Here is a 23,557-nt window from a genome sequence, read left to right as displayed (position 1 = left end):
GGTTTCTTAATAATTTACATCCATTCATTTATATAATTATTCTGATACTTTTAGTAAAAAGTAACTGCTTATTATTTAGTAATCGCACCCGATTTCAGAGGATTGAAAAAAATTCAAAAAAATAGTTCCTCAGATATTGTGTTAAAGCCCTCGTTACTTTTAAGCACACAACTTCACAATTGTATTTTACTTTTGAAAAATCCTGATTTTTATTTTCCATATAGTTAACTATATAAGGAAGAATCCATAAACCAATAGCAGCAATAAATAGTCGATTGATTATAGTCATAAAAACATGATCAAAAAAGAAAACAGGTAAACTCTACGGAGCGTTTGTTGTTCTAAACTTTATAAACCTCTAAGATAAAAAGGGAGCAGGAGGAGACAAATGATGGATAATCGTAAAGTTGGAGAGTTAATTTATAATTTACGAAAAGAAAAAGGGCTGACACAGAAACAAATAGCTGATCAAATGAACATTTCTGATCGAACGATTTCAAAATGGGAGCGTGGGTATGGCTGCCCAGATGTCACGCTATTACCCAGTTTATCTACCCTATTGGGCGTAAATATAGAAAATATTTTAGATGGCGAATTATCGTCGAATGAATTTGTAGGGGGAAATATGAAAAAATCAAATTATTTTGTTTGTTCGTCATGTAATAATATTGTATTAGCAACTGGAGATATAACCCTATCTTGTTGTGGGAGAAAGTTAGAACGATTAAAGGCGAAGAAAGCAACAGACGAAGAAAAACTATCCATTACAGAAATTGACCATGAATGGTATATTTCAAGCGACCACCCTATGACAAAAGATCATTATATATCATTTATTGCTGTTGCTACTGGTGATCAGGTTCAGATTATTAAACAGTATCCTGAATGGGGTTTACAAACACGTATCCCTAAACGTAAACACGGCAAACTGTTATGGTATGATACTCAATTCGGTTTATATTATCAGCTTTTATAATAATTTTGTTAGATAAATGATCATATACGAGTTAGGACTGAAATGTTCATACTTGATGATTTTTCCCTCACTTTGTTTATAATCTTGATCCAAAAAGTGAGGGATTCTTTTGAAATGAAACCTATTAGGAGTTATTTGAAATGAATAAATCTTTAAATGGAACTATTATTTTAGCAAAACCGATGATTGCTTTTCTCATACCTGTCATTTTTGCAAGTGTTTTGCAATCATTAGGTCAAGTATTTGGAATAATCGTCGTTGGGCAAGCACTTGGAGTTGATTCTTTAGCAGCTATATCTGCCTTCTTCCCTCTATTTTTTTTCTTAATATCATTTGTCATCGGAATTGGATCTGGAAGTTCCATTCTAGTTGGGCAGACGTACGGTAGTGGAAATATCCAAAAAGTGAAAGAAGTCGTAGGGGTTACTTTAGCGTTTACGATGATTATTTCCATTGCTGTCGCCCTAGTCGGAGGGTTCTTTACAGAAGATATTCTAAAATGGATGGGAACACCTGAGAATATTCTGATTGAAAGTGCAGAGTATGCACGTATTTTATTTGTTACATTACCCATTACCTATATATATATGTGCTATACAACCTTTATGAGAGGTGTTGGTGATTCAAAAACACCTTTTTACTTTTTATTGATTAGTATTATCTTAAATATTGCCTTGCTGCCAATTCTTATTTTCGGTTGGCTGGGTTTACCGGAATTTGGATTAAATGGTGCTGCTTACGCTGCTGTATTAGCCAATTTCATTACATTTGTGATTCTGTTAGTATTTTTACACAAACGAAATCATGTACTCAAATTAGACTCCATTATTTTGAAACACCTTCACTTGAAAGGCTCCGTATTGAAAACCTTACTGAAATTAGCCATTCCTACTAGTATTAGTATGGTTTCAATAGCGCTGTCAGAATTCGCAGTCATAACTTTTGTAAATGATTATGGTTCCAATGCAACGGCTGCATATGGAATCGTAAATCAAATTGCAAGCTACGTCCAAATACCAGCAATGAGCATTTCAATTGCCATTTCAGTATTTGTTGCACAAGCCGTGGGATCTGGTAACGTTTCGAACATCAAACACATAACGAAAATAGCCATTACACTCAATTATCTCCTCGGCGGTATTCTCATTTTCATTCTTTACCTAAATCCAAACCCGATTTTAAGAATCTTTTTAGACAACTCCGATACCATTAATCTCGCAAAAGACCTTATTATAATCTCATTTTGGAGTTATATTATTTTGGGTCACACTCAAGCAATCTCAGCAACAATGAGAGCAACAGGCACTGTATTATGGCCAACAATTTTTACAATCACGAGTATTTTGCTGATTGAAGTTCCAGTAGCATACTCCTTGGCACATTTCACTTCACTTGGGATCAATGGAATATGGCTCGCCTATCCTATTGCATTCATCGTCAATTTCTTGGCACAATCTGCTTATCATCAATTTTTCTGGAAAAGGAAATCCCTAAAAGCACTATTAAATTAAACATACAATTAATGAAGCTGTTTGTTTCTCTTTAACAAATAGCTTCATTTACTCCATTGATTATCAAAGCCTTTATTTTCCTTTTATGTACTAACCTACTTTCACAAGCCATCCTCCATTAAATGACCCCATTGCGGAACAAAATTAAAAAAGCACTCTTTATCAAAAAAGCAACCAGTCAATATTTCTTAAACCCAATATTTTGTTCCAAAACTCGTCCTTTTCTGAACACACCACTGTTCGATTTGAAAAGGACGTTTTTATTGCCTTTCTCGTAACAAGCAAAAGGAGAACGTAAATACACAATCGCCTTTTTTACGGGATGTATTATGGATGCGATGTTTCACAAAATCAATGAATTATCTGTCAAATTCTTAGCTGAGGCTGGTTGCGATGTTTACGTGATAGCAATTTATTAATGAAATCAAACATTATTACCTTCGTTTTTCCATCTTTATGTATTAGGAAATAACAATGTTTTATAGCCCACTTTCTGTTCAGCTAAATGCATAGCTTCTTGCCAGTTATCAATAGAAAGCTTATTAGAAATGAAGGGCAAAACGTCAACATACTTGTATTCTAAAAGCCGTAAGGCAATTTCCCATGATGTAGGTTCTGTAGCAAATCCATTTACATAATTTATTTCTTTTATCAAAGAAAGATCGGAATCGAATTCAATTTTCTTTCCAAACAACCCCATTTGAATGAGCATACCTTGCTTGCGTAATAACTTATGGAAACCCCGGCACATTCAATGGCTACATCAAAACCTTGCTGTTTCGTCAGTTCCATTAATCTTTCTTCAGAATTTTCTTCCTCTACATCGATAACCGCCATTGCACCCATTTCTAATGTTAGATTTAAACGTTCTTTATCATGTGAAGTACCAATGACAATGCAATTCCCTCCATTTGCTTTAACAACTTGCAAGGCAAGTAGTCCGATTGTGCCTGGTCCGGAGATAAGAACAAAATCTCCTCCATTGACACCCCCCCCCCTTTCCATAATACAACGAACGGCACATGCTAAAGGTTCTGTAAGTACTGCTTCATCAAGAGAAATATTCTCTGGAATTTTATAAGCCTTTTTGCTGGAACAACAATATACTCAGCAAATGCTCAATGAACTCCGGAACCAATGGATTTACGATGTTCACATAACATAAGAAGTCCTTGATTACAGTATCGGCTATCTTTTCTTACAGTTACAATTGTTTCTCACCATAGATAAAATACGCTTTTTTTATTATTGAAATTTTAATTTGCTTTTTTCCACTAATTAAATAATATAGCCATCTGGGTCAAGCATATAAACTGTTTTTGATCCTTTATTTGTACCTGCTGTAATATTTGCTACTTTTTTAGACTTAAATTTAATTCCTTTAGCTTTTAATTCTTTAAACATTTCTTCTAAATTTTCAACTCTTAAACAGATATGCCCTGTTCTATTATCACAAGATCGTGCACTTCTCGGATAAATATCAATGCCTACATATTCTAAAATTTCAACCACATGCCCCACAGGAATTTGAACAAAAGCAATTTTAATTTCTTTTAATCCTGTAATTTCTACAATGTCAAAGATATAAGCACTATTCGCAACTTGAGTTGATAAAGGTTCAAAACCTAATATATTAACCTAAAAATCAAGTGCATTTTCTTAGTTTTTTTTCAGTTATTCCGCTATCACCTTTATCCACCTTTATCCTCCTTAATTTTTATATACCTTCTCGCAAGATTCATGCCAACTCTTTACTAATGATAAAACTCTATAAATTAATTAATATCGGTTTTTTTGATGCATTTTACAATTCTGATGCAGAATTAACAAAAATGATTAAATATTAATTAAGGATAATCTTCTAATATAAAACTTAACTATTAGATAATCATTGCAATTCTCATAAACCCACTTAATTTTAAATCATTTATTTATACTCTACTTGATTTTCTAAAAGTAGTTTTCCTAAATAGGTGTTCCTTGGACTAGTCTGCCTTTAGTGCCAAAAGAAAAAGGTTGCCGCAGCAACCCTTTGTTAAACTATCTACCTTTTAGTTGAAGCCTGTTGCAACGAAAAAACCTTGATACCCATAAGGGGGTACCAAGGATCAGTTATAGTACCTGTGATGAACTCTCCCCAGGACTCTCGCCACTGTCTGCCGAAAATTGCCTCAAGACATGATACCCACCCAGGTTTTCACAGCCGTCGCTAAAATCAATAGAGCCAGTATGACCTGCAGGACTTTTACATTCATTTTTTTACCGGCCATTGCCCCGAGCGGAGATGCCATTAAACTTGCAATAACCATGATTAATGCCGGATAGTAATCAACTTGTCCCGTTGAGATTTTCCCTGCGGTTGCACCGATGGATGAAATGAAAGTGATGGCTAATGAAGACGCAATCGTCACCCTGGTTGGAATTCTTAAAACGATTAGCATGATTGGAACTAATAGAAAGCCCCCTCCAGCACCGACAATACCAGCGCCTATTCCAACGATTAAGGCAAGGATGGCAGCAAGCCATTTATTGAAGGTAACTTGATCCAAAGGAATGTCATCTATCCCTTTCTTCGGAATGAACATCATGACGGCCGCTATCAACGCCAAAACTCCATAGACGATATTCACTCCGTTTTCCGACATCGATTGTGATCCAAAACTCCCAACCACGCTTCCGATTAACACACTGATCCCCATATAGAGAATAAGCGTTTTATTTAAATGTCCGCTCTTACGATAGCTCCATATACCTCCGATGGAAGCGAATAAGACTTGTACAGCACTTATTCCTGTCACATCATGGGCACTAAATGCAGCTAAACCAAAGATTGGTGGAATGTACAGCAGCATTGGATAATTTATTATCGAGCCGCCGATACCGAGCATTCCAGAAACGTATGAACCTATAAAACCAATCAAAAAGATGGTCATGATAAAGGTGATATCCATTGTAAGTGCCTCCCTTAAAAGAAGGGAACCCTAATGGTTCCCTTCCCTTCATCAGCCTTTTCTGATCCAAAATTTCAGTATCTCATTTTCTTCTGCCGTTTCCACCAGTTCATGGCCGCCAGATCTTGACCAAGCCGCTAAGTCGGCTTTTGCTCCTTTATCTGTTACATGTATTTCCAGCACTTGCCCGGTTTGCAAATCATTCATCGCTTTTCTCGTTTTGACGATTGGCATTGGACATGCAAGTCCCTTAGCATCTAATATTTTATCTGAATTCATATATTTTCACTCCTATTTTCTTGGATTCTATTTTTTACTAGGATTAGCGAACCGCACAACGATTGGGTCCAATTTCCATTTCCCGTTGTTTTTCATCATCAGGCTCGATTTTTCCCATATTGGTTTCGCGAATTTCTTGATAAGCATTTGGTTGAGGCGGTAAATTCCTTGTAACCAGCTCTCTGAATTCCGTTTCATCTTCAATGTTCAATCCATGATTGTCAGTAAACAGCTCACCCAACTTTTTAGCGACACTTCCATCTCCATTCAGTTCATCGATGATCATGAAATGTGACGGCAATACAATTAACTCGTTTGATAATTCCCTATAGCGTGCATAAAGTGTTTCCCTCAAGTCCCCTACCCAATCCTCAGCCAATCCAGCTAGATCCGGCCTGCCAATGGAATCGATGAATAGTATATCCCCGGAAAGCAAGTATTTTTGATCGACCACAAATGAAGTGGACCCAATGGTATGGCCCGGGGAGTATAATGCTTGGATATCAATCGCTGTATGACCGATCGTTATCACTTTACCGCTTTCTAATGGCTGATATTCAAAAGTTACTTCAGCCGCATCTTTTGGCGGCAGCCAATAGGCTGCATTTGTTACTTCCGCTATTCGTCTTCCACCTGAAATATGATCGGCATGTAAGTGCGTATCCAGAACATGCTTAATTTTCACTCCGATGCCATCGGCAAAATCAAGATAGGCATCTATCATTCTTGTAGAATCAATAACGGCTGCTTCACCATTGGAGATGACCATGTAAGATAGACAGCCTTTACCAAGTCGAACAAATTGGTAAATTTCTGCGCCATTGGACAATTCGCCTACCCTCACTGGTTCCAGGTGTTCACTCCATGCTTTCATGCCGCCCTTCAAATAAGAAACATCCAATCCAGCTTCAGATAGCATTTCAGCTACCATGACAGATGAGCCTTCCTTTGCACATACTACCAGGATTTCTTTATTGGCCGGGAATTGATCGAGGATTTCTTCCACGCCATCCAGTAGATCAAAGTAAGGGATATTAAGGAATTTAAAGTTCTGCCCTTCAATTTTCCAATCATTAAAGTCACTTTCATTTCGAACATCCAAAATAAATAAGTCCGCTTTATTAATTACTTTCTTTGAAACCTCAGCGGCTGTCATTTGCTTAAATGCCATTCTGTATACCCCCCATAGTATTAAAATCCTCAAAAATTTTTACCTTCATTAAAAGGTTAATGTAACATCAGCATCTTTAGCGAACTCTAAAAATGTGATCGCCCCACCTACTTCGATACCGTCAACGAAAGCTTCCTTTTCCATGCCTAAAACGTCCATGGTCATTTGACACCCAATAAACCTGACATCCATTTCCTGTGCCATTGTAACTAATTCCGGAATTGAAGGAACATTAGCCGTTTTAAAGCCTTCGGCAAAATGCTCCTTACCTTCAGGCAATGGTAGTTGTCCATTCGCTTCTTTATGAATTAAATTCAAGCCTTCAAAAGTAAAGAAAATGGCCACTTCTTGATCTGTTGCAGCAGCTGCCGTTGCGATGTTAAACACTTTATACGCGTCAAATACACCACCATTACTTGCGATTATTGCTACTTTGTTAGTCATGAAATTTTCCTCCATTCTAGAGTCACCTTTATTCATCAACGGATTTTTGTGTAGGTCCGTTCCATTGGCTCATGCCTGGTACAACATTGAATACCTGTTCAAATCCAGCCGCCGTCAGCTTTTGTGCAGCAAGATCACTTCGGCTGCCAGAACGGCAAATCACGAAAATCTCTGACTCTTTATCAAGTTCACCCATACGGTGCTCCAATTCACCCATTGGAAGGGATTTCGCTGCTGGAATGTGATGAAAAGCATACTCTGCTGATTCTCGTACATCCAGAAGAATCATATTTCGATTTTCTTCCATCATTTGAAGAAGTTCTTCATTTGAAATGATTTTTTCATGCTTCTTCACTTCTGTTTCTTCTCCACTTGCTTTCCGAAGATAATGTTTTAATGTGGTTCCTTCTTCAACTGTACCTAGATATTGATGACCTGTACTTTCCGCCCAGGCTTTCATATCGGCAGTTGACCCTTTATCAGTCGCTTGAACTTCCAGTACTTCCCCTTCTCCCAGGCCATTCATGGCTTTTTTCGTTTTTACGATTGGCATGGGACATGCAAAACCTTTAGCATCCAAAACGGAATTTGTTTTAATCATTTTAGTTCCTCCTTGTTTTCTTTATAGGGGTAGGGGTATATCCGAATTTAAAATTATTCTGTGGGACCTTCCCATTCATTCATACCACCCACCATGTTCAACACTTTATATCCATGACCCTCAAGTATCTGTGCGGCCCTTGAACTTCTGCCCCCTGACCGGCAGACCATGATATATTCTTTTGATTTATCAAGATCCTGCATTCTAAATTCCACTAGACCCAACGGGATATTCAAAGCATTTGGTATTTTTCCTGCCTTTACTTCCTCCACCTCCCGCACATCAATAATGTGGACTGGCGAGCTTCCCTTCAACAATGCACTCACTTCATTCGGTAATATTTCTTTCATATGTTTAGGATCCTCCTTTTATTCGCGCCAAGAACTCATGCCGCCTTTTACGTTAGTGACTTCTTTAAACCCTAGTTTTTTCAATGCTTTACATGCATTACTGCTCCGCATCCCGCTTTGGCAGATCACAACCACTTCTTTATCTTTAGAAAGTTCTTGGGCCCTTTTGCCAAGTTCGCTTAAAGGTATATTTTTAAACTCCTTAATATGATTGCCCCTATATTCATTAGGAGTACGGACATCAATGAATTCCTTATTTCCTTTGTTACTCAGCTCAGCTTTTAACTCTGCCGCATTTATATTTTTTATCCCCTTTGCCGGGACAAATCGCTGATATAAAAACCAAACGATGAAACCTAATATGATGAGATTTAATATAGTTCCCATATTAACTCATCCCTCCAATACCCCAAATTTATATAAATAAGTTTACATTTCCATCTTCTGCTTCAGCTAAATAAGCCGCAACACCTGCATACTCAATTCCATCCATTAATTCCTCTTGCTGCAAACCTAATAAATCCATTGTCATCGTACAGGCTATTAGTTTGATTTCCTGTTCTTGGGCCAACTCAATTAAATTTGGGAGTGACATGGCGTTATGCTTTTTCATCACATGTTTGATCATTTTAGGACCCATCCCAGCAAAGTTCATATTGGAAAGACCCATTTTATCTGAACCACGCGGCATCATTTTTGCAAACATTTTCTCCAGGAATCCTTTTTTTAATGCAACCGGCTCATCCTTCCTTAAGGCATTCAATCCCCAGAATGTATGGAAGATGGTCACTTCATGATCGTAAGCTGCCGCCCCATTTGCAATGATATAAGCAGCCATTGCCTTATCATAATCACCACTAAATAATATGATCGTCGTTCTTTTCTTTTCAGTCATTATGTTTTCCCCCTAATCGATATTTCCATTCCATTATACCCTACGGGGTATATATTATGCTAAAAAATATAGTTCGTCAACCTACTTCACTAAAAAAATGAATGGAATAGGTTTTTCTTTATTTAATTGGTCCATGATTGATTGAAGTCAAACCTTCATTCACTTTGAATATTTTTCCATTAACCTTCTCGATACCAAACCCTTTTAACCGAGCTGTATGCATAGCCAAGTACTTACTTGCGGATGCCTTCGATTCAAACAGATAAATGCCACCAGCTTCCTTTGCCTCATTGTCTTCGGTCCAAATCTTCCAGATCAAACCTTCTTCATCATTAATGCTTTTTGCTAAATCAGTAAATTCTTTTACCATTTCGCGGCCAAATGGTCCCTCCATTTTAAAATCCACTTGTAAAATATAAGTCATGAATAACACTCCTTTTTCTAAAGGTCAGGTCAAATTCCATTACCTGCTTTTTATCAGTAAATTAACCGCTTCTTTGACTAGATGATCAGTGCCTTCGCCTTTCACAACGTTTTCCCGAACGCATTGCTCAAGATTTTCACTTACAATAACACCCATTGTCCTATCGATAGCATTACGTGCAGCCGACAACTGAGTGACGATTTCCCTGCAATCCTTTCCTTGCTCCATCATTCCAAGTACACCCTTGATTTGTCCTTCAATCCGCTTTAAGCGATTAATGACACTTTTATCATACTCCATTCTCAGCCCACCCATCTATTTCACTCGTGATTTTGCACGTTTTACTCGTAAGTTCAAGCATTTTACTGGTGAATTTGCAAACTTTACTCGTGAGTTTATGCATTCTTAACTTGTGAGTTCATATTATACCTATAGGGGTATATTGTCAAGCCGTTTCATTCAAACTTTTATTAAAAGATAAAAGCCATCATATACGGCAGCTTTTTCGTTTTTATTTTAATTTTTTGCCAAGATTCGATTGAAAGATCCTGAAACAATTTCCCCTTCATCATAACCGCAAAGCGCCTTGAACGTCTTGCGACTGCTTCCGCAAAAATAGCACCCGCTTTATCCCCAATTATTGCCCAAACTCGGTCCCCCTCTAAATATTCCCGCCATTAATAAAACCAAGGGCCCGACCCTAAAGACCACTCATCAATCCAAGCGAAACGTTCAGCCATCAGACTAGCTTTGTAAAGCACATCCCCTGCGCAAAATGGGTCCCAATGACCCGTGTTATGCTGTGATTTACAAGCGAGACATATATACCCTTTTCATGAAGCAATGGGATTGAAATTGTGAAAATATCGATAGGTACAGTAGAGGCAATTGAAATACCCGCTTGAGCTAAAGTTTCCGTCAAGGTAGAACATAAAAATCAACTCGTGAAAGCCAAAAATAAAAACGTGCCTATATATGGGCACGTTTTTATTATGAAGGGAAAATTCATTGGTCCTTCCTGTATCTTAATTTGCATACAAGCGATATTGGTCGCTTAATGTATCCCCATTACCGTAAATATAAGCTTTAGAGCCGGATGTATAGGAAGAATTGTCGTACTTCCATTTAATTCTTAGTCCCATGTTTCCGCCTGCCCCATAGGTTTCATTGCCATACTTCTTAATATATTGCGAGAAGCTATCCCACGTCCGGGGGCCAACCACACCATCCACTTTCAAGTTGTTTTCTTTTTGATATTTCTTTACACCCGCTTCGGTTTTTGGTCCAAAAATTCCATCTACGTCAACCACTGCTGAATCCGTATAAAAACCCATGACATTTAGGATATACTGCATATTCCTGATCTCCACCCCATGAGAGTCCTTCCGCAAAATAGAGTTTTTATCCCAGCTTTCGGGATGGTGAAATCCTCCAGCTGACGCTGAAGCAGTGGAAAAAGATATTCCAAGGGCCATTGCTAATACTACCAAACCAGTAAGTAATTTCTTCATAGCTCCATCTCCCTCTTTTTTTGTGCATCCGAACTACCTTACCATTTCCCTTCAGATTTTAAATTTCCCTTCCGACCAATGTCCTGTTTTGAATATTATAAATAGAATATAAAAAGGATAAGTGCCATTACAACAAGTGCAGCAATAATAAATAAGTTGAAAAATAAACGACTTGCGATTTCCATTTTACTTCTCCCAGTTATGACTATTGAGGTTAATTTACTAAAACCTGAATTTCTTTATATGCTCCAAATGGTTTTTAACAATGCGCAAGTACATAATTTCTAATAGACAAAGCCAACATATAGGAAAGAAATGAAGAAATCGAAATGGTCTTAGGAGGGAATAAATTGAAGGCATCTGATTTGTTTATAAGATGTTTGGAGAATGAAGGGGTTCAGTATATTTTTGGGATACCTGGAGAGGAAAATACGGATCTTATCGATTCTCTAATTAGCTCTAATATTAAATTCATCTTGGTCCATCATGAACAAGCTGCAGCTTTCATGGCAGACATTTATGGCCGGCTAACTGGTAAGCCTGGCGTCTGCTTAGGTACATTGGGACCTGGTGCAACCAATTTATTGACAGGGATAGGAAGCGCTTATCTGGATTATTCCCCTGTTATCGCGATTACGGGTCAGGCCGGCCTTGATCGAATTCATAAGGAGTCGCATCAATATGTGGACATTATTGGGGTTTTTAAGGAAGTAACGAAATGGAATCAACAAATCAAGGTGCCGCATACGATTCCGGAAATTATCCGTAAAGCATTTAAAACTGCAGTCATAGAAAAGCCGGGAGCTGTTCATATCGAACTCCCCGAAGATGTGGCGATGATGGATACTGAGGGTGAACCTCTTCCGGTTACACCAATGCCTAGATCCCGCCCTGCAGAGGAAGAAATCAAAAAAGCCGTCGAATTAATAAATCGCGCAAAAAAGCCTATTATTCTAGCTGGTAATGGCGTAGTCCGCGATGGAGCTGCTGAGTCATTACGGAAATTTGCAGAAGAGAAGCAAATTCCCGTTGTGAATTCGTTCATGGCCAAAGGCGTTTTACCTTCCAACCATCCATTGACCCTTTTTACAGTAGGGATGCAAGCAAGGGATTATGTTCTTTGCGGGTTTGATTTGGCCGATCTTATTATCACCGTCGGCTATGACTTCGTCGAGTATTTGCCAAAGTATTGGAACGATGAGGCAATGAATCCGATTATTCATATTGATGCTCGACCGGCTGAGATTGATGCTTATTACCCCGTTCAAGCCGAATTGGTCGGGAACGTTACGGAGGGACTTGAAGCCTTGTCCACTGGTGTAGTAGAAAAAGAGCTTTGGCCTGAAGTGAAAAAGCTAAGATCTCAAATCATAGAAAAACTTCATTCTTCGGATGATGTATCAGGAAGCCCTATCATCCCTCAGCGAATTATCGCCGATTTGAAAAGGGCGGAAAAGGGCAATGCCATTGTCATTTCGGATGTGGGAGCCCATAAATTATGGATGGCCCGGATGTATCAGCCGGAAATGCCAAATCACACTATCATTTCTAATGGCTTTGCATCGATGGGAATTGCTATTCCCGGCGCAATTGCAGCCAAACTGGCTAAACCTGATAAACCTGTCATTGCGGTTACAGGGGATGGCGGATTTCTGATGAATGGGGTTGAATTGGCAACTGCAAAACGGCTAGGTCTTGCCTTCGTGATAGTCATTTTCCATGATTCAAAATACGGCCTAATTGAGTGGAAGCAATTGAATAAATTTGATCGTACGAATGCGATTGAATTTACAGACCCAGACTTCTTAGGCTTCGCAAAAAGTTTTGGGGTCAAAGGAGTGAAAGTAACCCACTCCGATGAATTGCTTCATGCATTGGAAGAAGCGATTTCGAGTCAGGAAATTGTCTTGATTGATGTGGATGTCGATTATTCGGAAAATGTAAAGCTCTCGAAAACACTAGGTGATTACATTTGTAAATTATAAAGGCAGATATTATTGGAGGGATTTCAGATGAAGAAAAAGTGGCAATTGTGGATTGGTGGTAAATGGCGGGAGGCTAAATCATATGAGCCATTATATAACCCCCATTCAAACGAAGAAATTGCACAAATCGGACAGGCTGAACCAGCGGATGCCGTTGAAGCGATTGTCGAAGCAAATGCAGCTTTTCAGAAATACCGAACCTACCCGGCTCATGCACGAGCAGAAATTTTATTTAAAGCTGCCGCAATCATGGAAGAACGCAGTGAAGAACTTGCGAAAATCATTTCTCTAGAGGCTGCGAAAACGATTCGAAATGCACGTGAAGAAATGGATCGTACGGTTCAGACCTATCGTTTTGCTGCAGAAGCGTCAAAGAATAATTATGGAGAACAAATCCCGATGGATGCTGCAGTGGGTGGGGTAAACCGTTTTGGATTCACGGTTCGCACCCCGATTGGCGTCGTTACCGCGATTACCCCATTTAACTTTCCATTTAACCTGGTCGCCCATAAAGTTGGTCCAGCTATTGCCGCTGGAAATTCGATTGTGTTAAAACCTGCCGAACAAACCCCGTTAAGTGCACTGGTTCTGGCCGATATTTTTAAAGAAGCAGGGTTGCCTGACGGAGTATTGAACATCATACAAGGCAAAGGGGATGTTTTAAGCGAAGCGTTGACGACCCATCCACATGTAAAAAAAGTGACTTTCACAGGCAGTGTAGAAGTCGGACACCTTATCCAGCAGCAGGCAGGCTTCCGTAAGCTTACACTTGAACTCGGATCCAATTCGCCTTTCATCATTGATGAAGGTGTCGACATCGATAAAATTATTCAACGGAGTGTGATGGGTTCATTTACGAATAATGGGCAGGTGTGCATCTCGATTCAACGAATTTATGTCCACAAATCACTATACCAACAATTTTTAGATCGATTTGTCAGTGCAACAAAACAGCTTGTCATCGGCTCCCCCCTGGAAGAAAATACAAATATTACAGCGGTTATTTCAAAAAAATCAATCGAACGGTTACAAAGTTGGATTGACGAAGCAGTACAAGAAGGAGCAAAAATTGAGTGCGGAGGTACAGTGGAAGGCAATGTCCTATTGCCTACCGTCTTAACCAATGTAAATCGTGACTCAAAGGTATTTCGTTTCGAAGTATTTGGTCCAATTGTCTGCATTTTCCCATTCGATACGCTGGATGATGCGATCAATGATGCAAATGATTCGCGTTACGGATTGAACTCAGGAGTGATGACACCGAGTATAGAACGAGCTTTTTATGCGGCGGAACGCTTGGAAACAGGCGGGGTCGTAATCAATGATATTCCAACTTACCGAATTGATAATATGCCTTATGGCGGCTGGAAGGACAGCGGTGTTGGCCGGGAAGGCATCAAATATGCAATGCAAGAAATGATGGAGCAGAAGTTTATCAGCTTTAAAATAAGCGACGAATGAACATAGGGAAAATATAAACCATAGTAAAAGAGACGGCGATATCTTAAAATTTCGCCGTCTTGTTTTGTCGTAAATGTTGCAGCCTTAGAAGATATTTATTTGCTGAAAAAACCACCATATAAGGCGGCTTTCACCAATTACTTCAATTCTTCAATTATTTCAGCACCATAAGAGTTGTCGATTATGCAGCGCCATGTACCCGTGGAATCCTTTTTAAATACATATGTCGCAGTTCTTTCCATAGAAAATTCGGAATCGTTCTTTTGATTGGCACTAAGCTGGGCTTTTGCCACAACCAATGCCGTATCATCCGTTTCGATTATTGCCATCTTTTCTTGATTGACGATTAAACTGTGATTAAAGTATTCAGCGATAGCAATGAATGCCCGACGAATTTCCTCTTTCCCTTTTGCGAATGTTCCAGGTTTGACAACTAAAATCGCTTCCTCTGAATAGAATTCCATTAAATGATCGAAATCCTCATTGTTTATTGCCCTGTCTGCATTTTTTATGACTTGTTCCAACTCATGCTTCTGCATATTCACCCTCCTATTCAGCTTCTCTTAATTAGACCGCTCTGTTACTAAATTGATGTTCGACTGCCATGATTGGGTTTCCTGCTCATTAAGAGAAAAGAGTATGCTTAAAATCATTTATATAAAAGTTGAATGCACATAAGAGTTTTAGAAAATGAATTACCATGGTTCATTCTCATTACGGTATGTTTCATGCAGCTTTCAACTTGATGCAAAGTGAAATGCAAAAGTTAAAAAAAAGAGCACCTATTGGCCGCTCTTTTTCATGATTTATTCTTCCACGTGATTCACATGTTCAACTCTATTTCAGGCGGAACCAAAAAATCCGAAGTGTACTGATACTTTTTCTAAAACTGAACCCATTATCGAATACTCAATCTTCACTTGGAACCACAATCACATCTACCACATGTTTTTTAAGGATTTCCTGCATATTTTTTGGTACTTCTTTGTCTGTAATCACTATATCAACGGAGTGTAAGTCACATACCTTTTGGAAAAAAGTTTTATTAAATTTCGTTGAATCTGCCATCACAATGACCTGGTCAGAACGCTTAATCATTTCGTGAACGAGGAGGCCTTCTTCCTCGATGGAAGTGGACAGTCCTTCAGAAGATATTCCGCAAGTACCAATGATGCATTTATTCACCTTATAATCCTGGACATCCCTAATGGCTCTTGAACCATATATAGCTTGGTGTCTAGTGCTTAATGTTCCACCTAATAAATTAATTTTCATATCTTCTCTTCGGCTTAATACACTGGTAACGTTAATCGAATTGGTCACGACCGTATTGTTTCGACTCTTTAAATATTTAGCTAGAAATTGCACTGTTGTGGAGGCATCCAAAATAAGATGATCCCCATCGTTTATCAAAGAAGCTGCAAATTTTCCGATTTTACTTTTAGCTTCCGATGCCATGTTCATACGCTCACCATAATTATGGACTTCATTGGAAAGCAGAGCCTTTTTCGCCCCACCCCGTATTCGAATGATCTTCCTCTCCTCTTCTAAATTTATTAAGTCTCTTCTGGCCGTATCTTTAGAAACATTATTTATTTTACAAATTGTATCAATATCAATCCGTTCATTTTCATTTAAATATTGAATAATGGCGTCTAATCGTTCATCCTGTAGCATGATCTCACCTCATAGATATAATTATAAGTTAATCCAAGTTTATTCACAATGAAACCTGAATTATATAAGGATAATTAAGCTTTAGAGGGTAGATAATTAGTAAATACTGACCACTATATTTAGTTATCAGAATTCCAAATCGAGGATATTAACCACCAGGCATTAAACATGACGGTTAGCCCACCAAATCATAGATTTAAATATCCCGACCATAGGAAGGGTATATTCCGGGTATGCATAAAAGTAACCGTAACATATAGATATTCTGTCTGGTGCCAGGCCCTTTTTAGACAGATTCATACATCTCTTTTTTACCTTCTTTTTCTCTTTGATGTCGTTTATATACGAATTTGGATAGGCTTACACTGCTTTCATATAATAGTAATAAAGGTACCGTAACTAGGATATCTGATAGAAAGTCTGGTGGAGTAATCAAAATGGAAACAACAATTAAAATAAAGTAAGAATATTTCCTGATTTTTTGCAAACGGTATGGATTTATTATTCCTAAACTTGTTAAAAACATAATGACAACCGGCATTTCAAACAGAAATCCAAAAGGCAGTGTCATATGAAGCATAAATCGGAAATATTTCTCCGTTGTAAAGAAAGTTGTAAACATGTCGTTTGATAGAGACATTAAAAAGTTTAGTACAAGCGGAAATAAAATGAAGTAACCAAAACTAATTCCTATTGTGAATAGAATAAATAGTGCTGGAATATAAGCGCTAGTAACTTTGCGTTCTTTTGGTGTTAACGCTGGACGTACAAACAGCCAAGTTTGGTGCGCAGCAACCGGTATAGTAGCCGTGATGGCAACGACGGTGGCAATAATTAAATAAACGAGTATGATATCACTTGGTCCTAACAGAGCTAGCTTAAACGGCAAATCTTTAACTATAATATTATAAATATCTTGAACAAATATAAATGTCAGTACCAGGAACAGCGTGAAAACGACTAAAGTGATGATAATACGTTTACGTAACTCCTCAAGGTGCTGAATCATGCTCGTTATTTTTTGATTTTCCAACATCATCACTCCAGGAAAAAAAGATGTAAGACAGATCCTACATCCCCTCTTCATTTATTTGATTAGCTTTCTTTCTTATTGGTCACATCTGCATTAGTGTCATCTGCTACAAGGTCTCTGGTAGACTTTTTAAATTCCCTTAATGTTGAGCCAAATGCTCTTCCTATTTCCGGTAACTTAGAAGGGCCAAAAATAATGAGTGCAATCACTAAAATTAGCATTAATCCTGGTATTCCAATATTTTGTAGCATAGCTTCCCCCATTGGTATTCATATTTTGTCATTCTTTTAAAACATTAAACGTTGCTTATTGAACCTATCCCCATTCTTTTTCACCAAGGTTCATTAACAATGCCATACCCTTTTAATCGGTATGAAGCTTAGGCTTCACGCTATCCAGAGAACCTGAAGACAGAGTTCCCTTATGCAATACGGCAGCACGCTTGGGCAGTCGGGCTACGGCTTCGGCCGAGCAGCTTGCTGGAATGAGTACTGCGGTCGCGGCATCGCCTACCTTTGGCCATATTTGCTTACCGGACTCGTCTAGCGGTGTAATGCCGCCGGTAGCAAGGGATAGTGAGCGAGACAGGTTGTATTCGTTTGACCATCCATAAAGATCTGCAGCGAGATGTGCCTTCTGCAACGTATCACCAATCCCGAATGGTGACCAGTGATCAGTAATACTATCATTACCAAGCATGACGTTCACCTTATGCTTCTGAAGCAGCGGAATCGGCATTACGTCTTTGCCGATTGGAACGGTTGAAGCAATGGAAATACCAAGCGATGCAAGGCGTTTTGCCATTTCTATGTCGGCACCATCCCCTAACGAAGCGAGCGAAAATGCATGACTGATCGTCACTTTCCCCTGCAGACCGGCTTCCTCAGTCAGATCAGCCAACCGACGAATTGCCTTCAAACCCGTTTCGCCACCTTCATGAAGGTGAATATCAATTCCTGCTTTGTAGTCAACCGCGATCTGTACCATCGTTTGCAACGATTTTTCCAAATTACCGTCAACTAAGGTTGGATCTAGTCCGCCAACATGTGTAACTCCGAGCTGCATGGCGTCGCGTATCAGTCCCTGTGCATTTGAACGAAGTAAGCCATGTTGGGGAAAGCCAACGATTTCATGTGAGATTTTATCTGAATAGTTTGCTAAGGCCAGATTGAGTTTCTCAAGATTTTTTAGACCAATGACTGGATCGATGTTGCAATGGCTTCTGACATATGTAGAGCCGTAGCCAAGAATTAGTTCAATTAATTTCTCCGCACGTTCCTGGGCTGTTGGAAGGAGCTCCAGTAGCAGTGTCTGCTCCAAGGTTATCATGTCAAAAATGCCATTTTTCCTCGTCGCAGCTGCTCTCCAAGGACCCCCATAAAAGGTTTTATCCAAATGAATATGCATATCTCTAAAAGAAGGAAGTAGCAGCATGCCTTTCGCGTCATAGCAATCGATCCCTTTACCATAAGGGGACTTAGTATCTAGTATTCTCGCAATGGTGCCTTTAACAATATGGAGGTTCCTCAATACGGTTTCGGTTGCGACGACCTGGCCATTTTCATACTTGTAACCACTTTCCAATCGAACATTCATCAGCATGTAGGAACTGTTCTTTCCTGGTTTTTTGGTGTTATGGGCAGCCTTCTTCTCAGCATCCGCACTTGCTGTCTCAGGCATGAATAATCCCATCGTGTCCGTGACACCGAGAACCGCGGAAGCGCTTCCAATTTTACAGACGTTACCTATAAACTTTCTGCGTGACAAACCTTCCGTTTCCTGATTCACCTGTAAAATCCTCCTCTAGTATGTTTGTATTTTAAGATGATCATGATTAATAGACTTGATTGGGAAACAAGAGGCACCCATCCTGAATTTGATTGAGTTTACTCTTGCCTCCCAAATCTCATATCTCTTCTAGTGGTGGTTTTGGATTTTATTTAACAAATTGTTTCGATATCATCCATTTTATTTTTGTCGAAATAGTCACTTGTCCATTTACATGATTTCACCCTATAGGTCCAATTATAAGTCTATTTAATTTTAATGGCAATGAAATCTGCATTATTTTAAGTTAATTTAAGTTTTTTCAAAAAAAAAATTGATTTCTCATTTTTAAATACGAAAAAAGAATTTTTGTTGTTGCATTCCTTGTTAATGGAAAACAAAAAGGGAATGGTAAAATCCATTCCCTTTTTGACTGTGTGCAAAGCCCTTTTAATTGAATTTAACCTTGAACGCCAAAAGGCCGCCAATCGGAGGCCTTCTACCTTTTAACAATTTCCGTATCCCCTCTTTTATTCAGACCGTCATTCGTGCAAATATGCCCAGGCATATTGAGCGTAAAGTTCTGCACCGGTAGCAAGCGCATCTTCGTCGATGTTGAATTTCCCATGATGATGGGCCCATTCCGTATCTTTTTCAGGGTTTCCAGATCCAACTAAAGCGAAGCTTCCAGGTACTTCATCTAAATAGAAACTAAAATCTTCTCCACCCATTGTTGGCTTTTCATTATATACTGCGTCTTCGCCAAACGCATTTGAAGCAACTTTTTGCACTAATTTTGCACTGTATTCATCATTAATGACAGCTTGCGTTCCACGGTAGTACTCAACCTGTGCGGTCGCACCGTAAATATTGGCAACATTTTCAGCATAAATCTGGAGCTGTTTTTCAATATGGTCACGTGTTTTAGGATCAAAACAACGGACAGTCCCTTCAATAACGGCATTTTCTGCAATGACATTAAATCGTGTGCCCACGGCCATTTTTCCAACTGTCAAAACTGCGGGATTTTGTGGGTCGACCGTTCTTGATACGACGGATTGTACATTCATGACGAATGAAGAGGCCACAATAGTAGCATCGATACAATCCTGTGGCATGGCACCATGTCCCCCTCTTCCTTTAAACGTTACTGTAAAGATATCTGCTGAAGCGAATGAAGGTCCTTGAGAACAAGCAACCTTGTTTGTTGGCATTTGCGACCAAATATGTATGCCAAAAACATTATCAACACCTTTGACAGCTCCTTGTTTAACCATTTCCTTTGCACCTGTTGCTACTTCTTCAGCTGGTTGAAAGATTAATCGAACATTCCCAGGTAAATCTTCTTTTATTTCGTTTAGTGCCTTCGCTGCAATTAATAACATGGATGTATGTGCATCATGACCACATGCATGCATTTTTCCTTCTTCATTTGAAGCATACGGCAAGTCTTTATTTAATTCTTCAACAGAAAGGGCGTCCATATCCGCTCTTAATGCTACCGTCTTTCCTGCCTTACCGCCTTTAATTTCTGCAATGACACCTGTTGGTTCTGCTTTGCGATAAGTTATTCCTAATTTTTCAAGGTATTCACAAATAAAGGCCGTTGTATTTTCTTCTTCCCATGATAACTCAGGTTCGCTATGAAGTTTTCTACGTATTTCTATTAATTCATCACTATAATTTTGAATCGCTTCTTTTATCGTTTGATTAATCATCCTCATTCTACCTCCATTAAACATTTAGCTACTTCGTAAAATATTTGCACTCCATTTGCTATATGACGTGCATCAGACCATTCTTCTGGACAATGACTTAGTCCTGATTTACTTGGAACAAAGAGCATGCCAACATCAGTCACATCGGATAAAACCATCGCATCATGACCTGCTCCACTATTAATGGAACAGTATGGAATTTCTAAATCAGAACTTTTATCTTTTAATAAAGCTTTTATTTCATCACTCAATACCTTTGGCGGTATATATAACACCTGTTCAACAGTTGTATGGATTCCCTGTTCATGATAGGATTCGATTATTTCTTTCATCCGCTTGATAACATTGTTAATATGTTCTTCCTTGCTAGATCGGATATCTATCGAAAATTCGACTTTATTTGGGATGACGTTAGCTCCATTTGGTAAAACATGTAGTCGTCCTGTCGTGATAACCGTTCCTTCACCTTCCTCAATTGCAAGGCTCGGTAATTGAGAAATAATCTGAGCGGCTGCAACCAATGCATCCGTACGGCGATCCATCGGGGTTGTGCCTGCATGTCCTGCCTTTCCTTCAATGGTCACTTCAAATTGAGTTAAACCAACAATCGCTTCTACAATACCAATGGGGATATTCTTCTCTTCAAGGATTGGCCCTTGTTCTATATGCAATTCGAGAAATGCTTTAATGCTTTTAGGATTTCTCCTTTTCGGAAGTGATGAATCCAGACCAATTTTTGACATCGCTTCAATTGTCGTGATACCTTCTTTATCCCTTAAGTTTTTAAAACTTTCCTCACTAAGTGTTCCCACTATTCCTCTCGACCCCATTAGTCCTCCGCCAAAACGAGCACCCTCTTCTTCAATCAGGGCAACGATTTCCAATGGATATTTAGGTGTTAATTGATTTTCTGCAAATAGGGCAGCCACTTCAAGAGCGACAATTACACCGGCTGGTCCGTCATACGCACCACCATTTGGTACGGAATCAAAATGTGAACCGATCAAAACGCTTGGTGCATCTTTTAAAGTACCTTCAAGCTTTCCAAAAATATTTCCAAGTCCATCTTCCTTTACTGTTAGACCGGTTTCCATCATTTTATTTTTAATATAATTGCGTGTAAGTAAGTCTTCCTTGCTATACGTAAGTCGGGTTGTCCCTTTTCCGGGTGTTGATGTAAATTCGCTCAAATCATTTATTTGCTTTTCTATACGTTCGATAAGACTCACTTGGAATTCCTCCTATTTTACAAGAATTGTACAAATATTCCTGCCAAAATAACCGACACGATTGTAACCGATATAAATCCACCCACAAGCATCGGCGGCAGCATATGGCTTAGCAATGCTTCTTTTTCATTTTCATCTTTTGTTAATGAATTGACGACTTCATTGGTGATAATGTAATCGGCTGGAAATCCATATAATGCTGTTAAAGATACAGCAAAGGCCATTTCTTTGCTGACATTTAACAATTTCCCTGCAATGAATGAGAATATATACATGCCAAAAACAGCTAGGAAAATGCAAACAATAAGTGGGTAAAGGATCTCCATCATCATACTTGGTGTTGCATTTTTTAATCCGTCAAAGACGAAAAGCATAAGGGCCATGATGGCAAACCCAAATCCATTTGCTTTTTGCAGTGTCTGCTTTTCCAAGAAACCTATGCTTTTTCCGACAACCCCGAATAGTAAGCAGAGAACAAATGCATTTATTGATATAATCGGCTCTAATCCAGTCGAAACAAGGTAAGCGAGAAAAGCAACAACCGCAAGTCTGAAAAATTTAAAATATTCAGTATTATATTTTTCAGGAAGTTTTTTAAACAGCTTAAGTTCCGTCCTACCTTCTGAAGCGGCTGCAGTATCACTCTTTTTTACCGTTAATTGCCCATTGCGATATTGCCCCAATAGCTTCTTCCCTTCTTTCTTCAACACAATTGAAGTTAAAGGATATCCAGCAAAGCCTTGCATTACATAAATAACAATGGCAAAAACGGACAAACTCGTTAGTCCTGCGTCTGCCGCTCCTTCAGACATGATTATTGAAGATACCATACCGCCCACTAAAGGTGGAATTGCCACAAGGACAGTTTGCAGATCAAATATGAATATGCCAATTCCGAATATAAGTGCAACAATACCAAGAATGCCGGATAAGGAGATGACAATCGTTTTCCATTGATTTACCAATTCTCTAATTGAAAGCAATGTTCCCATATTCGTGATCAATAGGTACATCATCATGGTTGCCACTACCGGTGGAACACCTGCTATTGAAACGATGTCTTGCGGGAAGAATGTCCAATAACCACATAGAAATAGGATTGCGGAAACGAAAACGGAAGGTACCCAGGCTTTTGTCCGAACCGCCACAATGTCTCCTACAAATAAAATCAGAATAACAATAACTAAAGCCAACATCTGTGACATATGAGTTCCCTCACCTTCCAATTTAATAGTTTGAATATTCTAAAATAATAACACTAAATCGTTTTATTTTAAAGACAATTCAATATTTTCAGGTAATTGTACACAGATAATAGGAAATGTAAGTGTTTTAATTCTGATTTCACATACCGAATTATCTAAAATTTGGATATATCAAAATAATTTTAATCATTTTATAGAGTTTTTATCTCCTTAAGTCGCTGAATTATCTCCATTTATTTTAAAATCGAGTAGGGGGAAAATAAGTTTATTTTCGCCCCTCTCACAACACCGTACGTACGGTTCGCGTATACGGCGTTTCAATTTATATCACAGTGTGTGCTTTTAGATAATGTTCTAAAGCAGAGGGGA

The 23,557-nt window shown here is 38.7% G+C and carries 25 protein-coding genes; 4 read left to right on the top strand and 21 right to left on the bottom strand.

Annotated elements, in window-relative coordinates:
• The first annotated feature begins 388 nt into the window (after window positions 1–388).
• Together N0M92_RS28050 and N0M92_RS28045 are read left to right on the top strand one after the other, a co-directional pair.
• Window positions 389–976 (top strand): helix-turn-helix domain-containing protein, encoded by a 588-nt coding sequence (locus N0M92_RS28050; protein ID WP_260288868.1) that lies wholly within the window; start codon window positions 389–391, stop codon window positions 974–976.
• Between the two features lie 140 nt (window positions 977–1,116).
• Window positions 1,117–2,487 carry an MATE family efflux transporter gene (locus tag N0M92_RS28045; protein WP_260288867.1) on the top strand — a complete coding sequence of 457 codons (1,371 nt, stop codon included), beginning with the start codon at window positions 1,117–1,119 and terminating at the stop codon, window positions 2,485–2,487.
• Between the two features lie 651 nt (window positions 2,488–3,138).
• On the opposite strand, the gene N0M92_RS28040 is transcribed toward N0M92_RS28045, so the two are convergent.
• From N0M92_RS28040 to N0M92_RS27980, 13 genes are all read right to left on the bottom strand, one after another.
• Window positions 3,139–3,492, bottom strand: coding sequence for a zinc-binding dehydrogenase (locus N0M92_RS28040; RefSeq protein ID WP_260288866.1), 354 nt, complete (start codon window positions 3,490–3,492; stop codon window positions 3,139–3,141).
• Window positions 3,493–3,765: 273 nt separating this feature from the next.
• Entirely contained in the window at window positions 3,766–4,119 is a 354-nt protein-coding gene (locus N0M92_RS28035) for a VOC family protein (RefSeq protein WP_397443936.1), read from the bottom strand.
• Window positions 4,120–4,658: 539 nt separating this feature from the next.
• Entirely contained in the window at window positions 4,659–5,438 is a 780-nt protein-coding gene (locus N0M92_RS28030) for a sulfite exporter TauE/SafE family protein (protein WP_260288864.1), read from the bottom strand.
• A 51-nt stretch (window positions 5,439–5,489) separates the two neighbouring features.
• Window positions 5,490–5,717 (bottom strand): sulfurtransferase TusA family protein, encoded by a 228-nt coding sequence (locus N0M92_RS28025; protein ID WP_260288863.1) that lies wholly within the window; start codon window positions 5,715–5,717, stop codon window positions 5,490–5,492.
• A gap of 43 nt (window positions 5,718–5,760) precedes the next feature.
• On the bottom strand, window positions 5,761–6,888 hold the full coding sequence (locus N0M92_RS28020; RefSeq protein WP_260288862.1) for an MBL fold metallo-hydrolase: 1,128 nt from the start codon (window positions 6,886–6,888) through the stop codon (window positions 5,761–5,763).
• Between the two features lie 48 nt (window positions 6,889–6,936).
• Entirely contained in the window at window positions 6,937–7,332 is a 396-nt protein-coding gene (locus N0M92_RS28015; RefSeq protein WP_260288861.1) for a DsrE/DsrF/DrsH-like family protein, read from the bottom strand.
• 28 nt (window positions 7,333–7,360) lie between these two features.
• Window positions 7,361–7,933 carry a sulfurtransferase TusA family protein gene (locus N0M92_RS28010; protein WP_260288860.1) on the bottom strand — a complete coding sequence of 191 codons (573 nt, stop codon included), beginning with the start codon at window positions 7,931–7,933 and terminating at the stop codon, window positions 7,361–7,363.
• A 53-nt stretch (window positions 7,934–7,986) separates the two neighbouring features.
• Window positions 7,987–8,283 (bottom strand): rhodanese-like domain-containing protein, encoded by a 297-nt coding sequence (locus N0M92_RS28005; protein WP_260288859.1) that lies wholly within the window; start codon window positions 8,281–8,283, stop codon window positions 7,987–7,989.
• 18 nt (window positions 8,284–8,301) lie between these two features.
• Window positions 8,302–8,670 carry a rhodanese-like domain-containing protein gene (locus N0M92_RS28000; protein WP_260288858.1) on the bottom strand — a complete coding sequence of 123 codons (369 nt, stop codon included), beginning with the start codon at window positions 8,668–8,670 and terminating at the stop codon, window positions 8,302–8,304.
• Window positions 8,671–8,698: 28 nt separating this feature from the next.
• On the bottom strand, window positions 8,699–9,178 hold the full coding sequence (locus tag N0M92_RS27995) for a DsrE/DsrF/DrsH-like family protein (RefSeq protein WP_260288857.1): 480 nt from the start codon (window positions 9,176–9,178) through the stop codon (window positions 8,699–8,701).
• Window positions 9,179–9,296: 118 nt separating this feature from the next.
• Window positions 9,297–9,602, bottom strand: a complete 306-nt coding sequence (locus N0M92_RS27990) for a monooxygenase (RefSeq protein WP_260288856.1) — start codon at window positions 9,600–9,602, stop codon at window positions 9,297–9,299.
• A gap of 39 nt (window positions 9,603–9,641) precedes the next feature.
• Window positions 9,642–9,902, bottom strand: a complete 261-nt coding sequence (locus N0M92_RS27985; protein WP_098373111.1) for a metal-sensitive transcriptional regulator — start codon at window positions 9,900–9,902, stop codon at window positions 9,642–9,644.
• A gap of 725 nt (window positions 9,903–10,627) precedes the next feature.
• Complete coding sequence (locus tag N0M92_RS27980; protein ID WP_260288855.1) at window positions 10,628–11,113, bottom strand: peptidoglycan-binding domain-containing protein; 486 nt, start codon at window positions 11,111–11,113, stop codon at window positions 10,628–10,630.
• Window positions 11,114–11,463: 350 nt separating this feature from the next.
• Between N0M92_RS27980 and N0M92_RS27975 the strand changes: the two genes are divergently transcribed.
• Together N0M92_RS27975 and N0M92_RS27970 are read left to right on the top strand one after the other, a co-directional pair.
• Window positions 11,464–13,098 (top strand): acetolactate synthase large subunit, encoded by a 1,635-nt coding sequence (locus N0M92_RS27975; RefSeq protein WP_260288854.1) that lies wholly within the window; start codon window positions 11,464–11,466, stop codon window positions 13,096–13,098.
• A 27-nt stretch (window positions 13,099–13,125) separates the two neighbouring features.
• Complete coding sequence (locus tag N0M92_RS27970; RefSeq protein WP_260288853.1) at window positions 13,126–14,559, top strand: aldehyde dehydrogenase family protein; 1,434 nt, start codon at window positions 13,126–13,128, stop codon at window positions 14,557–14,559.
• Between the two features lie 137 nt (window positions 14,560–14,696).
• Here the strand turns inward: N0M92_RS27970 and N0M92_RS27965 are convergent, their stop codons facing one another.
• The 8 genes from N0M92_RS27965 to N0M92_RS27930 all read right to left on the bottom strand — a co-directional run bounded on the left by N0M92_RS27965 (window position 14,697) and on the right by N0M92_RS27930 (window position 23,188).
• Window positions 14,697–15,098, bottom strand: coding sequence for a YybH family protein (locus N0M92_RS27965; protein WP_260288852.1), 402 nt, complete (start codon window positions 15,096–15,098; stop codon window positions 14,697–14,699).
• 370 nt (window positions 15,099–15,468) lie between these two features.
• Window positions 15,469–16,236, bottom strand: coding sequence for a DeoR/GlpR family DNA-binding transcription regulator (locus N0M92_RS27960; RefSeq protein ID WP_260288851.1), 768 nt, complete (start codon window positions 16,234–16,236; stop codon window positions 15,469–15,471).
• 286 nt (window positions 16,237–16,522) lie between these two features.
• Window positions 16,523–17,272 carry a twin-arginine translocase subunit TatC gene (gene tatC / locus N0M92_RS27955; protein WP_260288850.1) on the bottom strand — a complete coding sequence of 250 codons (750 nt, stop codon included), beginning with the start codon at window positions 17,270–17,272 and terminating at the stop codon, window positions 16,523–16,525.
• Between the two features lie 59 nt (window positions 17,273–17,331).
• On the bottom strand, window positions 17,332–17,520 hold the full coding sequence (locus tag N0M92_RS27950) for a twin-arginine translocase TatA/TatE family subunit (protein ID WP_063236065.1): 189 nt from the start codon (window positions 17,518–17,520) through the stop codon (window positions 17,332–17,334).
• A gap of 112 nt (window positions 17,521–17,632) precedes the next feature.
• Window positions 17,633–18,871, bottom strand: a complete 1,239-nt coding sequence (locus N0M92_RS27945; protein WP_260288869.1) for an amidohydrolase — start codon at window positions 18,869–18,871, stop codon at window positions 17,633–17,635.
• A 707-nt stretch (window positions 18,872–19,578) separates the two neighbouring features.
• A complete protein-coding gene (locus N0M92_RS27940; RefSeq protein WP_260288849.1) occupies window positions 19,579–20,754 on the bottom strand; it encodes a M20 family metallopeptidase in 1,176 nt (391 codons plus the stop codon).
• Between the two features lie 2 nt (window positions 20,755–20,756).
• A complete protein-coding gene (locus N0M92_RS27935; RefSeq protein ID WP_260288848.1) occupies window positions 20,757–21,983 on the bottom strand; it encodes a Zn-dependent hydrolase in 1,227 nt (408 codons plus the stop codon).
• A 17-nt stretch (window positions 21,984–22,000) separates the two neighbouring features.
• Window positions 22,001–23,188, bottom strand: a complete 1,188-nt coding sequence (locus N0M92_RS27930) for a hypothetical protein (protein WP_260288847.1) — start codon at window positions 23,186–23,188, stop codon at window positions 22,001–22,003.
• Window positions 23,189–23,557 lie beyond the last annotated feature (369 nt).

Source organism: Peribacillus aracenensis (assembly GCF_025175645.1).
In the GTDB taxonomy this organism is placed as follows: domain Bacteria; phylum Bacillota; class Bacilli; order Bacillales; family DSM-1321; genus Peribacillus; species Peribacillus aracenensis.
The sequence above is the reverse complement of the archived record's forward strand: the minus strand, read 5'-3'. Positions and strand labels throughout refer to the sequence as shown.

Bases quoted from the DNA above. Each gene is read 5' to 3' on its own strand.
- N0M92_RS28050 (WP_260288868.1), top strand. From the start codon at position 389: ATGATGGATAATCGTAAAGTTGGAGAGTTAATTTATAATTTACGAAAA.
- N0M92_RS28045 (WP_260288867.1), top strand. From the start codon at position 1,117: ATGAATAAATCTTTAAATGGAACTATTATTTTAGCAAAACCGATGATT.
- N0M92_RS28040 (WP_260288866.1), bottom strand. From the start codon at position 3,492: ATGGAAAGGGGGGGGGGTGTCAATGGAGGAGATTTTGTTCTTATCTCC.
- N0M92_RS28030 (WP_260288864.1), bottom strand. From the start codon at position 5,438: ATGGATATCACCTTTATCATGACCATCTTTTTGATTGGTTTTATAGGT.
- N0M92_RS28025 (WP_260288863.1), bottom strand. From the start codon at position 5,717: ATGAATTCAGATAAAATATTAGATGCTAAGGGACTTGCATGTCCAATG.
- N0M92_RS28020 (WP_260288862.1), bottom strand. From the start codon at position 6,888: ATGGCATTTAAGCAAATGACAGCCGCTGAGGTTTCAAAGAAAGTAATT.
- N0M92_RS28015 (WP_260288861.1), bottom strand. From the start codon at position 7,332: ATGACTAACAAAGTAGCAATAATCGCAAGTAATGGTGGTGTATTTGAC.
- N0M92_RS28010 (WP_260288860.1), bottom strand. From the start codon at position 7,933: ATGATTAAAACAAATTCCGTTTTGGATGCTAAAGGTTTTGCATGTCCC.
- N0M92_RS28005 (WP_260288859.1), bottom strand. From the start codon at position 8,283: ATGAAAGAAATATTACCGAATGAAGTGAGTGCATTGTTGAAGGGAAGC.
- N0M92_RS28000 (WP_260288858.1), bottom strand. From the start codon at position 8,670: ATGGGAACTATATTAAATCTCATCATATTAGGTTTCATCGTTTGGTTT.
- N0M92_RS27995 (WP_260288857.1), bottom strand. From the start codon at position 9,178: ATGACTGAAAAGAAAAGAACGACGATCATATTATTTAGTGGTGATTAT.
- N0M92_RS27990 (WP_260288856.1), bottom strand. From the start codon at position 9,602: ATGACTTATATTTTACAAGTGGATTTTAAAATGGAGGGACCATTTGGC.
- N0M92_RS27985 (WP_098373111.1), bottom strand. From the start codon at position 9,902: ATGGAGTATGATAAAAGTGTCATTAATCGCTTAAAGCGGATTGAAGGA.
- N0M92_RS27980 (WP_260288855.1), bottom strand. From the start codon at position 11,113: ATGAAGAAATTACTTACTGGTTTGGTAGTATTAGCAATGGCCCTTGGA.
- N0M92_RS27970 (WP_260288853.1), top strand. From the start codon at position 13,126: ATGAAGAAAAAGTGGCAATTGTGGATTGGTGGTAAATGGCGGGAGGCT.
- N0M92_RS27965 (WP_260288852.1), bottom strand. From the start codon at position 15,098: ATGCAGAAGCATGAGTTGGAACAAGTCATAAAAAATGCAGACAGGGCA.
- N0M92_RS27960 (WP_260288851.1), bottom strand. From the start codon at position 16,236: ATGCTACAGGATGAACGATTAGACGCCATTATTCAATATTTAAATGAA.
- tatC (WP_260288850.1), bottom strand. From the start codon at position 17,272: ATGTTGGAAAATCAAAAAATAACGAGCATGATTCAGCACCTTGAGGAG.
- N0M92_RS27950 (WP_063236065.1), bottom strand. From the start codon at position 17,520: ATGCTACAAAATATTGGAATACCAGGATTAATGCTAATTTTAGTGATT.
- N0M92_RS27945 (WP_260288869.1), bottom strand. From the start codon at position 18,871: ATGCTGATGAATGTTCGATTGGAAAGTGGTTACAAGTATGAAAATGGC.
- N0M92_RS27940 (WP_260288849.1), bottom strand. From the start codon at position 20,754: ATGATTAATCAAACGATAAAAGAAGCGATTCAAAATTATAGTGATGAA.
- N0M92_RS27930 (WP_260288847.1), bottom strand. From the start codon at position 23,188: ATGTCACAGATGTTGGCTTTAGTTATTGTTATTCTGATTTTATTTGTA.